We start from the raw sequence: 14,673 nt of genomic DNA on the forward strand, positions 1-14,673 counted from the left end.
ACCCCACTAAAATTTTGAGAATATATAATATTGCACTACGGAAAAAACGTACCTTACCACTTTTAATCACGATACCTATATGAAAAATGCCGTTTTTCTTGCAATCACCATTTTGATACTCCTCTCTCAATCATTATTCGCCCAAAAGTTGAGCAATCCTGTCGTCCCCATATACGACGGATGTGTCGAACGATTCATGGGCTACTACTACGCCATGGGCACAGGTACCATGGGACAGATATATTCGTCAAAAGACCTTATCAACTGGTCGGATCCGGTTCTAGCAGCAAAGACCCACGAAGCTACCTGGCTGAACGACCCGCAATGGAACCAACGGAGTGTATATACTCGGGTCGGAGCCGGTGACATATTGTATCGGAACGGAGTATTCCACATCTATTTCAACGGTATCGGGCATTCATACGCCGACAATCCTTTGGGCATGTACAAGGAGCAGGCCATCGACGAACCCTTCGACGATTATGGAATCGACGTACAGGTATTCCAGGACGAAGATGGTGAATTATACTATGTAAAGAAAGTCAATCCCGACGACCCTCACCCCATCACGGGAGCAAACTATCCCAAATCGGGAGCCGAGGTCTGGGCTTTCGAAATGAACTCTCCGTTTGTCCGAAAAGGCATCGACGGCTCCGTTCAAATGACTCATCAGATAGGGCACCCTACAAATGTCGATTTCATCAACTTCGAAGGCCCCGAGCTATTCAAATATCGGGACAACTACTATATGATGTACTCACCCAACAGAATGTCGGCCCGAACAGGCATGTATGAAGTGGGGGTGGCTCAAAGCGACAAACCCAACAATTTCGACAATTCAAAAAAATATCCGCACCCGGTCCTGACCCGAAATACCGAAGATCATCTGGTCATCTATAAACAGATTCTAAACTCGGGAGAACATGGCCCCTGGCAGGCTCAATACATCACGACCGACCCTATCGGGAACTGGAAAGAGTATGACTATGACGATTCAAGTTGGAAATCCGGGAACGGTGGATTCGGTCTTAAATCAACCGATTTGGCCCCCATACGTTCAAACCGCACGACATGGAACACCGATAAACTATTTATTCGACGCACCTTCGATTTGGACTATATTCCTCAAAATGCAGCTTTGAAATACAGGATTGAGGCCGATACCAAATTTTACATCAACGGAAATGAATTGGAGCTAAGCGATTCGAGTACGGCCTACTCTCTGATAGACATCGACCCGGCCTGGCTGAAACTGGGAGGAAACATCATTGCGGTCGAAGCCCTCAATGAATGCAGCGGAAGCAATTGCTTCAAATTCGTGGATTTCGGACTGTTCGATACAGGAGAGCAAAAGGCCGAGAAAATCGTAATCGGACAATCACAATCCAATTACGTGGTAGGACCCGGAGGATTCGAACGATGGATCATGTACAAAGCCTTTTTCAACGGAGTATCCTCACAAGGGATTGACCGAATGCATTTCTACGACAAAGAACTGGTTGTAGAGTCATCGGCCTCGGTAAACTCGCCGGGCTACCACCCCGTACCGGCAACCCCAACCTTCATCTCCTATTTTGACTATAACCTCTACAACTCACTCGAATTTCTCAACAACAGTTCGTGGAGTATAAAGAATAAAGAGTTGTATCCCAAGGAGGATAAAATATCGTCGCTGCTGCTCCGGACCGACAGTATGACAAACTATCGATTTGAAGTTCCGTTCAAAATTCAGGCGGGGAGCAACGATTATGCGTCGGTATATGCCTGGTATCAGAACGAAGATAATTTTGTCAGGGTAACCATATATCGGGACAGTTATCTATGGGAATGCGAAATAAGAAAAGCGGGGAACTCAGAGGTTCAACAATATAATCTCCCCGACCATTTCGAATTCCTCGAAACGAACGACCCGGTGAGTCATTATGAAGAGCCCTGGCACACAATGACCATCTACAAAAACGGAGGAAATTTCAAGATAGAACTTGACTATTTCAACTTAACGTTGAACACCCCCGTCAAAACCGATTTCGAGGGGAGCGGACGCATCGGGATTGAAGCCTCATCGAGCAAAGTCGCTTTCGATGCAATCCAATATACCATCGGGTTCGACGAATGGGACAACCATATAACCGGCTGGGAGTCGTCCGAGTCATGGGACATCTCCCAGGCCGGAATGACAAATACCCTGTCGACCGGAGTTTCGGAATGCTTCAAAGGCGATTATCTGACCGACTATGAATTCTCTACGTTTGTCAGGAACGAGAATATCCCCAACAGCGGAAAATGTGGCTTTTATCCCCTCTACATCGACCCGGAGAATTATGTGAAGGCTTATATCGACTACCAAGACCGCACCTTGCATATTGACCGAAAAGAACAAGGCGAATTTACCGAACAAAAGATATATCCGCTCGACCGAACAACTTCCCGACAATACACGTTCGAGACATATCCTACCAACTCATACCGTTATGATTTCAGAACCGAAACCGAAGTCTCCGGATTGGATATCCTTTGGTTCGAAGGGTATTATCCCTACTTGAAACAGACATTCGATTTACCCCTCGATGTGGACTTCTATGCGTTGCAGGGCTCTACCTGGACCCCTATCGATGCGACCTTAGATGGTGAGCTCCGCTTTGCCGAACTTAACCACTACACTTTCAATCCCATCAAGACAACGGCTATCAAACTGGAAGTCACGCCCCAATCGGGCAAAGCAGCCAGAGCCTTCTCGGCCTATTTCGACGAAACCCTTGCGGCAGGATACTATTTAAGAGCCCGACGGGAAAACGACCAGCTGTACCTATATCTCAACGATAAACTGATAGCTCAAATGTCGGGTTATTGGGCTCCGTCCCGGATAGGACTGTTCACCGAAGGCATGAAAGCCACCTACAATGGCAATCTGTATTACCAAACCGGACAGGTCCCCGTCGAAGAGATAGAAATAACATCTACCGCATGTCCGGTGGGTGAAACCATTGAACTTACAGCTAATGTTTTCCCCGAAAATGCGACCAACAAGATTTTGGTATGGAGCAGTTCCAATCCCGCCATTGCCAGCATAGAGGGGAACAAGCTGACCCGACACAAAGAGGGTGTTGTCAAAATATCGGCTTGGCCGGCCGACGGCTCCATCAAATATGCCTCCATCAATTTGGGAGAGTCGTCCGACCTGGAAGAATCGACCTGTCCTTACATCGACATTTATCCCAACCCTGCGACCGACGAAGTGCATATCCGCTCCGGTGAAACCCTAAAAAGAATCGATCTACTCTCAGCCAACGGCATCTGTATCCAAAGCATCACCCCACACGACGAATGTATCGACTACAACCTGTCCATAGGGAATCTATCTCCCAACCTGTACTTTATCAAGATTACAACATCAAACAATAGTATTACACATAAAATCATTAAACAATAACCTCATGAAGGATTTGATTTATATCGGAATTATAGCTCTTTGCGGAACACTCATCAGTTGCGACCAATCGGCCGACACACCTCCTTACGGCTCGGCCGACACACACAACACAGCAACCCAGATACCTAAACAGGTAAAGCCCTTGATGGACTATTGGATGCGCGATACCTGGATTACTCTCGGGAACGACAACTACTACTATCTGATAGGAACAACGGCCGATCCTGATCGGGAATTTACAGGCCAAGTTCACTGCTGGGACTGGAATGACGGTTTATACCTATTCCGCTCCAACGATTTAAGGAGCTGGGAAGCAATGGGACTTATCTGGTCTATGGACAGAGACGGTACCTGGCAAAAAGAGTGCAAGAGATTCAATGCCGATGAAAAATATCAGAAAAAATCGCTCAACGGCGATACCTTGGACAATAAATTCCGTGCCGTATGGGCTCCCGAACTCCACTACATAAAAAGTCAGAAAAACTGGTTTATCGTGGCTTGCATGAATAACTCGAAAACCGGGAAAGGCTCTTTTATCCTGAAAAGCACAACCGGGCTTCCCGAAGGCCCTTACATAAATATCAAAGGGAACGAGAGCAAACCGCTCTTCCCCAATATCGACGGTAGTCTTTTTGAAGACGAAGACGGCTCGGTATATTTTATAGGACACAACCACTACATCGCCAAGATGAAGCCCGACATGTCGGACTTGGCCGAACCTATCAGACAAATAAAAGAGACTGCCTACAACCCCGAACCCTATATCGAAGGAGCTTTCATTTTCAAGCATGACCACAAATACCACCTCGTACAAGCTATCTGGTCTCATCGCCTGAAAGACGGTACAGAGACTTATTGTCCTAAAAAAGATGATGATGCGACAAGATATAGCTACGATTGCGTCATTGCGTCGTCGGATAATATTTATGGCCCCTATACCGAGCGGTATAATGTGATTACAGGCGGCGGACACAATAATCTGTTCCAGGACAAAAACAACCAGTGGTGGGCAACCATATTCTTCAACCCGAGAGGAGCCCAGGCCAAAGAATACACACAGACGTGTCGGCCGGGAATCGTACCCATCAAATACGAAAACGGGAAATTCAGCATAGACTCGACACGTAACCTCTAATCCACCGAAGCCATGTTTTTCAATCGTAATATATTACTGTCTCTCACATTTGGAGTAAGTATCGCCTCTGCACAACAACAACGGCCCAACATCGTTTTAATTCTTGCCGACGACTTGGGTTTCTCCGACCTCGGCTGTTACGGCGGTGAAATCGAGACCCCCAACCTCAACAAACTCGCCGACCAGGGAATAAGGCTCACCGAGATGTACAACTCGGCCCGAAGCTGCCCCTCCCGTGCATGTCTCCTGACAGGACTATATCCCCATCAAGTGGGCCTGGGACACATGGAGGCCGGGAAAAGCCGCCAAAATTGGCCCCAAGGATACAGCGGGTTCAGAGACAACGATAATGTTACCATTGCCGAAGTATTGCAAAAGGAAGGATACTACACGGCCATGTCCGGCAAATGGCATTTGGGTTTACAAAAGCCCACGAACCGGGGATTTGACGATTACTATGGTCTGTTGGGAGGCTTCGACTCCTTTTGGGATTCTTCAAAATATGTCAGACTCCCCCAAGGAGCAGAGCCCACACTACCTATCGAAAACAACTTCTATGCAACTCATGCGATTACCGACTACGCCATCGAGTTCATGGAAAAAGGACGTGAGCTGAACAAACCGGTATTTCTATACCTGGCATACAATGCACCTCATTTCCCGCTCCATGCGCCCAAAGAGGTAATCGACAAATACATGCCCTACTATTTGAAAGGTTGGGACGTGATTCGAGACGAAAGGTTCAAACGGATTTCACAAATGCATCTGCTTCAAGGCAATCCTCAAATGAGCCCGAGAGGGCCGGTTCCGGCCAGCATGTTTATCGACGAACCGCATGAAGTGCCGGCCTGGAACAGCCTGACGAAAGAACAACAATACGACTTGGCCCGGCGAATGGCCATATATGCGGCCATGGTAGACATCATGGACCAGAATATCGGACGATTCATTCACGCCATCAAAGAGAGCGGGCAACTGGACAACACGCTTATCTTCTTCCTCTCGGACAACGGGGCCTGTGCCGAATGGCATGAGTTCGGATTCGACTACAAGACAGGAACCCAATATGTTATTCACACCGGTAAAGAACTTGATGAAATGGGACAACCCGGCACTTACCACCACTATGGAACCGGCTGGGCAAACGTTTGCAACACTCCGCTGAAACTATACAAGCACTTTGCCACCGAAGGGGGTATATCAACACCGACTATTGTTTGGTGGGGCAATCATATCAAAGAAAAGGGGGCGATAAACCACACTCCCTGTCACTTTACCGATATCATGTCCACATGCGTCGATGTAGCTCATGCACAATACCCTTCAACATATAAAGGTCATGCTGTACAACCTATGGAAGGAGTATCGCTGGTCCCCCTTATCGAGGGGAATGCTCTCAAAACAAGAGCTATCTTTGCCGAACACGAAGGGAACCGAATGGTTCGGCTCGGCGATTGGAAATTGGTTGCCACCCACTATACAGGACAGGATTGGGAACTCTACAACATAAAAGAAGACCGAACGGAGCAAAATAACCTGGCCCCTCAATACCCCGAGATGGTCAAGGAACTCGAAGCGATGTATTTCCAATGGGCCCAAAGGGCTCATGTCGAGCCTTTCCCACAAATGTGGAACAAATACAACAAAAAACAATTCAAGATATACAAAGAGAGATAGTATAAAGCGCTCCAAATTGAGCATTGATATTATCATTCGATTTATCCAAATAACAAAGCAGGAGAAAATATGAACAGTAAACTGATTTGGGCAGGGGCATGGGTTGTATTGCTGGCTGCCTGCACTTCGAAATCGGACACGGAAGGGGTAACGAAATCGGGTTTGGACCGCTCGAAGTTCGAGACTACCGTCGACGGGAAACCGGTGAAACTCTATGTACTGGAAAACCAGTCGGGCATGGAGGTGTGTGTGACCAATTACGGCGGGCGTATCGTGTCGGTCATGGTTCCCGACCGCGACAACCAGTATCGCGACGTGGTGCTGGGACATGACTCCATTGCCGACTATATCCATATCGACGGGAATTTCGGCGCTCTGATCGGCCGCTATGGCAACCGCATCGCTCAGGGTCGTTTCACCCTCGACGGGGTGGAGTATCAACTGCCGCAAAACAACTACGGACATTGTCTGCACGGGGGGCCCAAGGGATTTCACCACAGTGTGTGGAATGCCGTGCAACCTAACGACACCACGCTTGAACTGACCTTGCAAAGTCCCGACGGCGAGGCCGGCTTCCCCGGCAACCTCGATGTGAAGGTGGTTTATACGTTGACTTCGGACAATGCACTGCGGCTGCAATATACGGCCACGACCGACAAGCCTACCATCGTGAACCTGACCAACCACTCCTATTTCAACCTGAGCGGCAACCCGGCCCACGATATTCTGGACGAGACGGTGCAGTTCTGTGCCGACGGCTTTACGCCCATCGACAGCACCTTCATGACATGGGGCGAGATTCGTCCGGTCGAGGGGACGCCGTTTGATTTCCGGGCCGGCAAGACGGTGGGGCGCGATATTGATGCCGATGACGAACAGTTGAAGAACGGAATGGGGTATGACCACAATATGGTTCTGTCGACCGGCGGCGATTTGTCGAAAGTGGCCTGTCGCATCAGCGACCCCACGACCGGCATCGTACTCGAAGTCTATACGACTGAGCCGGGTATCCAGTTCTATACGGGTAATTTCCTCGACGGCAAGGTGAAGGGAAAGCGGGGTATCGCCTATCCTCGGCGGGCTGCCATCTGTGTAGAGACACAGCACTACCCCGATTCGCCCAACCAACCCAACTACCCCTCGGTAGTGCTTCGTCCGGGCGAGACCTATTCGAGCACCTGTATCTACAAGTTCGGGGTTGAATAAGGCGTTGTTGTGGTATTGGGGTTAAAAAAGGTGCTCATAAGAAAGGCGAGTCCAGCAAAAAGTTGGACTCGCCTTTTATTTATATACCGAATTAAGTAATCAGAACTTATAATAGAGGCTGACACTCAAATCATTGCCCGTTAACGACAATCCCGATACGCTGCTACCGTTGTATTTGTCGCGATAACCGAGGAAACCGCAATGGGCTACCAACGAAAATTCGTCGGTAAGGTTAAAGGCAATACCCGGTTTGAAACCGATTTCAAAACCATTTACCGAACTTGCTCCTTTGTGTTTCCCGGTAGAGAAGCCAAAGCCGCCATCAACCAACAAGCTCACGAAATCTTTCGTGAAGAAGGTCCAACGGGCATAGGGAGCAATGTAAAACGAATTGTAGTTATCCATGTGAGTATAACCGATCATACCGGCCACAGTCCATGCATCGTTAAAGGCATAGCCAAACTCGGGAGCAATACGGAAAGTCGTATTTTCCGTGTCATTGTCATAGGTCAAACCCAACTGACCACCCACAAAAAATTGTGCATTGGCTGTCAACATGCCAAATACCAGAGCTAAGGTTAAAACTAATTTTTTCATTTTACTTATTTTTAGTTTAATGTATAGAACAAATATATTAATTTGTTTCTAATAAAACACCCTGTTGCTCTACTTTTTTCGGACTAAATGTTAAAATAGACAAACCTTACCGTCAAATATTCATTCACGACCTGCCGTACTGAACCTACTGCTTGGTCAGTTCAAATCCCATCAACACTCCGTCATAGCCATCGAGCAAGCTCGTAATGCTTTGCAGCGTAGAGCTTTGTGTTTTCGAGGCAATCGTGGTCAAGACATTGACCAGTTTTTCCACATCGAAGAGTATTTCCATCGTGTTGCCGCTCTTGGTAATCGTGGCGTCCATCACCATGACGGGGATACGACCGACCAACGTGAAGGTGACCACAAACTTGCCGCTGGGCTCGTCCTTGACAAGATAGCCTTCGAGTTTGGCACTGCCATAGTTCATGACCATTGTCGTATCGGCAAAGGTAAATGATACCCGCGACGAAGTGATACCGGCCTTTTGATAATAGGTGTCCAACTTGTCTTTGAGTGTAGAGGCAACCATCTCACCACCGGCCGCTTTCAAGAGATCGTCGCTCTCAAACTTGCAGGCAGGTGCCGAATAACGCCAGGTTCCGGCCAAATCGGCAACGGTCAGATTGGCATCGTTGTTGGTTATCGCATTCACCACCTTATTGACTGTCGATGAATTGAACAAATCACCCAGCGAGAGTTGTGCCTGGGCTGCACTTCCAAATAAAAACAGGCTACATAAAGCCAATACCCATCTTTTCATAACAAAATTATTTTAGACCATTTATCTATGATAGTGCAAATATACTATTTATCGGGATATATGAAACAGGCTCCTCAACCGTTTTCGCTTCACATGGCACCTCTTGGACCATATTTTTTTGAGCAAACCACCACCCGGCGCGAACCAAAATCGACAAGCGATGTTATTATAGGCAGAAAGGGCGCTCAGGCGAAAATCCCCGCACCGTAACGGTAAAAGGAGGAGCAGCCATTGCGAGCGGAAGAATATTCGACGGGCCCCTTTCCCTACAAAAAAGACAGATATCCTCCCCGGGATAGGGTGCATATCTGTCTTCTTTTTTATCTCGGTTCCGACTTGTCTTTAAGCATCGAATCAATGCAGAGGCCGACCGATGCTGCGATAAACAAATCCCATCTCTTTCATCTCGGCCGGGTCATAGATATTGCGTCCGTCGAAAATCACGGGCGATTTCATGGCACGGAGCACGGCCGACCAGTCGGGCATGCGGAACTCTTTCCACTCGGTCACGATGAGCAGGGCATCGACCCCGGCTACCGCCTCGTAAATATTGGCGGCATACTCTACCCGGTCGCCTATGCGGCGGCGACACTCGTCCATGGCTACCGGGTCGTACACCCGCACACTTGCCCCAGCCGAACACAACCGGTCGATAAGAATCAGAGCCGGAGCCTCGCGCATGTCGTCGGTTTCGGGCTTGAACGAGAGTCCCCACACGGCAAACTTGCGACCCGACAGCTCTCCGTTAAAGTAGGTACTCAACCGGCGAAAGAGTAGCTCCTTCTGCGACTCGTTCACCCGCTCGACCGATTTCAGAATCTGCATATCGCAACCATTCTCCTCGGCCGTCTTAATCAAGGCCTTCACATCTTTTGGGAAACAGGAACCTCCGTAACCACAACCGGCATAGAGGAAACGGCTCCCGATGCGATCGTCGGCCCCGATACCCTTGCGCACGGCATTCACGTCGGCACCCACCTCGTCACACAACAACGCAATCTCGTTCATAAAACTGATGCGTGTAGCCAACATAGCATTGGCCGCATATTTAATCATCTCGGCCGAAGGTATATCGGTAATAATGATGCGATACTTGTTGATCATGAAGGGCTTGTAGAGCTTCTGCATCAACGCCTCGGCCCGCTTGCTCTCCACGCCCACCACCACGCGGTCGGGGCGCATGAAGTCGGCAATGGCATTTCCCTCTTTCAGGAACTCGGGGTTGGAAGCCACATCAAACTCGATGTTCACGCCCCGCCGGTCGAGTTCGCTCTGGATAGCCGCCTTCACCTTGCGGGCCGTCCCTACCGGCACGGTGCTCTTGGTCACCACCACCAGATAGTCGGTCATGCAGCGCCCCACGTTGTGAGCCACATCGAGCACATAGTGGAGGTCGGCCGAACCGTCCTCATCGGGAGGAGTACCCACGGCGCTGAACAGAATTTCCACCCCGTCGAGACATGTTGACAAATCGGTAGCAAAACGCAACCGCCCGGCCTTCATGTTTCGCAGGACCATCTCGTCGAGCCCCGGCTCATAGATGGGAATATCTCCCCGTTTGATGCGAGCAATCTTCTCGGCATCGATGTCTACACAAACTACGTCTACGCCTATCTCGGCAAAACAGGTTCCTGTAACCAGGCCTACATAGCCTGTACCTACTACCGCTATTTTCATACATCTATACTTTATGTCACAAAAATAGTGACATTTTTCGAGCGTAAGGCTCTTTTGGGCCGAAATCGTCGAAAAAAGAGAGGTGTTGTTCTACACCGTGAAGAATTAGCCATTTATAAATCATTCATTTCAAAGTATTTATATTCTTAATTTATATTACAACTCATAACAAAAACGACCTACGGCTGTTTTATGTGCGATTTTTTTCCTATCTTTGAAGCGATTTTTGACTTATACCAAAGGGCTTTATTGTTATCTAATTATTTGCAAGCAAGCACTTTACCACTCGTCGCCAACGAGACAAAAAAAGGATAAGCATGAATGTAAAAAAGATTCTCTTATATGGCGCAACCATGCTATTGTTAGTATCCTGCGCAAATGAGGACCAACAGGTCGATTCGGGTTATGGGACTATCGATGTACAGGTTTCGGCCGATTATCGGGTAGAGCCTGTTACACGCACCTCGACCTCTGAAAACACCGATACTTCCACCCCCACACAAACGCCCGACGTGAGCGAGTTTGCCTTGAAGCTGGTTTCAACCGACGGCAGTTTCTCCCGCTCGTGGGACAGTTTGGCCGACTTCGACCCCACCGAAAAAATTCCCGTAGGTGCCTACACCATGAGTGCCTATTACGGCGACCTGGAAGAGGAGGGTTTCGACAAGCCTTATTATCTGGGAGAGAGCGATGTGACGGTGCGCTACCGCGAAAATTCGCCCGTCGAGATTCAGTGTACGCTGGCCAACGTAAAGATTACGGTCGAATATTCCGATGCCTTCAAGAAATATTTTGCCGACTACGCCACTACGGTGCATGCTGCCGAAGGGGGCTATGTCAAGTTCGAGAAAGACGAGACCCGGGCCGCCTATGTAAAGCCCGGTCAAATTACCATTCAAACCTATTTGAAGAAACAGAACGGCATCGAGTCGACTTTCGAACCTGCCGCCATTACCGACGCCAAACCGCGCCAACACTACCGCATCAAACTCGATATTGCCGACAATGCCGCCGGTGAAGCCCAACTCAGTATCAGTTTCGACGAGACCACCGAAACGCAACCTATCACCATCAGCATCTCCGACGAGGTGATGGAGGCACCCGCCCCCTCGTTCCTCCCGGCCGGGTTCGTGCCGGGCACTCCCCTCGAAGTGAAGGAGAACAGCTACCCCGACGACAAGGCCGTAAACCTTTCGCTCACGGCCAAAGCCGGTATTGCCGCCTGCACCCTCACTACCTCGTCGGCCGCTCTTGAAAGCCAAGGCTGGCCCCGAGAAATAGATCTGGTGGGTCTGAGCAGCGAAAACAGCGCATTGCTCGGCCGCTTGGGGTTGAAATTGAAAGGATTCACCGAAATGGGTAGCAAGATGGGATTTATCGACTTTGCCGAAGTTTTTGCCCACCTCCATGCCACCGACGGGAACGACCAGCACACCTTCACCCTCTCGGCCAAAGACATCTACGGGAAGGTGACCGAAGCTCCTATTACCCTTTCGGTGAAGAGTATCCCCATTACATTTGCCTTGCAGACTCCCGAAGCGGTATTCGTGGGCAGCAAGACGGCCACGATACCCGTCGAATTTGATGGTGCCTACATCGACCAGATCAAGTTCAGTTATCTCAATGCCTCGGGCTCGAAGGTCAACAGCACCTCGTCGGTCATCTCGCACGAAGGGAACCTTTACCAAATAAAAATCTCAATCGAAGCAACCGACCAGCTGGTCGTTGTCGAGGCCTCGTATGCCAACGGTGCCAAGACAGCCACCACCTCGATACCGGTCAAGACCCCGGACTTCACCATCAAGGCCGAGGAGTATGATATCTGGGCCCGCCGGGCTACCGTTACCCTCACGGCTACCGATCCTCAATACCAGGAGGCCGTGAACCGTTACGTCGTGCTCTACGCCAACAGTACGGGACAATGGGAAACCGTTACCTCCACCCTCACCCAGGGACGCCGCACCATCACCGGGCTCGCCCCCGACACCCGCTACCAACTGCGGGGATCGTGCAACAGCGGTCAGGAGAATGTCAATTACAGCGGCGACTACACCCTGCGCACCGAAGCGGCTGCCGCCGTGCCCAACGGCGATTTCGAGAACCTGGCTCAAACCATATCGATACAAGATTTGAAACAGGGCGGCGAATACTCGGTATGGCCCGTCGACTATCAGAACAGATGTTCCTTCACGATACAGGAGCCCACCGGCTGGGCCAGTGTCAATGCCAAGACCTGCAACACCGGTGCCGCCAACCAGAACTCATGGTTCGTCATTCCATCGACCTACAACTCCACCCTCACGTGGGACGCTTACCGCAGTTTTGCATCAAGCACCGTGACACCCGACCTCTATCGCGATCTCGTGGCTCAGAGCGGCAGCAACGCCATGCTGGTGCGTAACGTGGCGTGGGACGATAACGGTACCACCCCGGCTACCTCGGGTGGAGCCTTCAACACCACCTACTACAACACCAACGTGCCCACCATCGCCAACCGCTCGGCCGGGAAGCTGTTCCTGGGCAGTTACACCTATGCCAACGGTACCGAGACCTACAACGAGGGTGTCGGGTTCACCTCGCGCCCCTCGGCCTTGAAAGGGTGGTACAAATATGCCAACGACCCCAACGACGCGGCCGAGACGGGTGTTATCACCATCACCTTGCTCAACGGACAGACGGTCATCGGCACCGGCACGGCCAACTTCACGGCCGCCGCCGACTATACCGAGTTTACCATACCGGTCACCTACTCGATTACCAACCAGAAGGCCACTACGTTGCGCATCATGATAACCTCGTCGAACCACGCCTCTTACCACCAGAGCGAAGAGACAGCGGCCATCAAGACCAGTGTCTCCAACGGTCAATACGAGTCGGCCTCGCGAGGAGCAACCTTTACTATCGACAACTTAACATTCACCTATGAATAAAAAGCATCGTCATATGAAAGCTATATGGACCGTCTCACTTGCCATAATCCTGGCCGTGGGAGCCACCTCGTGCGACCGCGAGAAATTCGACTATAACCTGGGTACCGAAACTCCGACAGGGAAAACCGGGACCCTCGACCTATCGACGTTTGGAGCCATACCCAACAACGACACGCAGGTAGTGGAGAAGGCTCCCGTAAGCCGGGCGGTCGACACGGGCGACTTCACCGTGCAGATATACCCTACCCAAGGCAACGACACCCTCGAATGGAAATATCGCGAGATGCCCGAGATTGTTACCCTCAACGTGGGCGACTATAAACTGGCCGTATTCTCGCACGAGGTACAACCGGCCGAGTGGGAACACCCCTACTACTATGCCGACAAGGCCTTTACCATCGAAGAGAACCGGGTGACCCAGCTCGATACGGTAGTATGCACGCAACAAAATATAGGAGTTTCTGTTACTTATACCGAAGCCCTGAAATCATTCATGGGTGAAGATTGCCAAGTAACAGTTACCATTGGTTCTGGCTCTCTTAATTTTACAAAAGACGAAACTCGCACCGGCTATTTCCGTGCCGACAACGAGAGCAACCTGCTCATTGCCATCTTTACCGGCACCATCGACGGATATAAAGAGGTGAACCGAATTAAAATAGATACTGTAAAAGCAGGAGAAAAGCCAACCTTACAATATGACATTAAACAGCCTCAGGGTATCGAGCCATCGGTTACCGTCGACGCCTCATGTGAAATCTTCGAATACAATGTTGATATAATCATCGACGAGGAGGTTATCCCCGACCCCAATCCCAGTGATCCCGGAACCGATCCCGACCCGGACCCCGAACCCTCGGGTGCCCCCCAAATCACCAGCGAAACCATCGCACTGGGTACTCCTGTCACCGTTACCACTGGCATGCAAGTGATAGTCGACATCATCAGTACCGATAAAGACGGACTCACCCAGCTTACCGTCGACATCGAGTCGCCCACACTTACCCCCGAAGAACTCTCGGGCATGGGGCTGTCGGCACATCTCGACCTCGTGAACCCGGGTGCGCTGAAAGAGGCCATCGAAGGCTTGGGATTCCCCACCGAGAACAACGTGCTGCATCAGAACAAAGTGACGTTCGACATCAGCCAGTTCATGCCGTTGCTGGGCTTGTTGGGTGCCGGCACGCACAATTTCATCATCACGGCAACCGATGCACAAGGGACCACCACCGAATCGTTAATCCTCGTAACTGAATAA

9 protein-coding genes are annotated in these 14,673 nt (G+C 50.2%); 6 read left to right on the forward strand and 3 right to left on the reverse strand.

Annotated features, from left to right (window positions below):
* Positions 1-79: 79 nt before the first annotated feature.
* From BARVI_RS02820 to BARVI_RS02835, 4 genes are all read left to right on the forward strand, one after another.
* Positions 80-3,430, forward strand: coding sequence for a family 43 glycosylhydrolase (locus BARVI_RS02820; protein ID WP_025277771.1), 3,351 nt, complete (start codon positions 80-82; stop codon positions 3,428-3,430).
* A gap of 4 nt (positions 3,431-3,434) precedes the next feature.
* Positions 3,435-4,565, forward strand: a complete 1,131-nt coding sequence (locus BARVI_RS02825; protein WP_025277772.1) for a family 43 glycosylhydrolase — start codon at positions 3,435-3,437, stop codon at positions 4,563-4,565.
* 12 nt (positions 4,566-4,577) lie between these two features.
* Complete coding sequence (locus tag BARVI_RS02830; protein WP_025277773.1) at positions 4,578-6,242, forward strand: arylsulfatase; 1,665 nt, start codon at positions 4,578-4,580, stop codon at positions 6,240-6,242.
* A gap of 69 nt (positions 6,243-6,311) precedes the next feature.
* Positions 6,312-7,448: an aldose epimerase family protein gene (locus tag BARVI_RS02835; protein ID WP_025277774.1), complete on the forward strand. Its 1,137-nt coding sequence runs from the start codon at positions 6,312-6,314 to the stop codon at positions 7,446-7,448.
* 99 nt (positions 7,449-7,547) lie between these two features.
* Here BARVI_RS02835 and BARVI_RS02840 read toward each other — a convergent pair whose 3' ends face one another.
* The 3 genes from BARVI_RS02840 to BARVI_RS02850 all read right to left on the reverse strand — a co-directional run bounded on the left by BARVI_RS02840 (position 7,548) and on the right by BARVI_RS02850 (position 10,485).
* Entirely contained in the window at positions 7,548-8,045 is a 498-nt protein-coding gene (locus BARVI_RS02840; RefSeq protein WP_025277775.1) for an outer membrane beta-barrel protein, read from the reverse strand.
* 145 nt (positions 8,046-8,190) lie between these two features.
* The gene (locus tag BARVI_RS02845; RefSeq protein WP_084546966.1) at positions 8,191-8,808 is read right to left on the reverse strand and encodes a DUF4923 family protein; all 618 of its coding nucleotides are present in this window, start codon (positions 8,806-8,808) and stop codon (positions 8,191-8,193) included.
* A gap of 354 nt (positions 8,809-9,162) precedes the next feature.
* Entirely contained in the window at positions 9,163-10,485 is a 1,323-nt protein-coding gene (locus BARVI_RS02850; RefSeq protein WP_025277777.1) for a UDP-glucose dehydrogenase family protein, read from the reverse strand.
* A gap of 353 nt (positions 10,486-10,838) precedes the next feature.
* Between BARVI_RS02850 and BARVI_RS02855 the strand changes: the two genes are divergently transcribed.
* Together BARVI_RS02855 and BARVI_RS02860 are read left to right on the forward strand one after the other, a co-directional pair.
* Positions 10,839-13,415: a DUF4493 domain-containing protein gene (locus BARVI_RS02855; protein WP_198015981.1), complete on the forward strand. Its 2,577-nt coding sequence runs from the start codon at positions 10,839-10,841 to the stop codon at positions 13,413-13,415.
* Positions 13,416-13,428: 13 nt separating this feature from the next.
* A complete protein-coding gene (locus BARVI_RS02860) occupies positions 13,429-14,673 on the forward strand; it encodes a DUF4493 domain-containing protein (protein ID WP_025277779.1) in 1,245 nt (414 codons plus the stop codon).

It is taken from the genome of Barnesiella viscericola DSM 18177, assembly GCF_000512915.1.
GTDB lineage: Bacteria > Bacteroidota > Bacteroidia > Bacteroidales > Barnesiellaceae > Barnesiella > Barnesiella viscericola.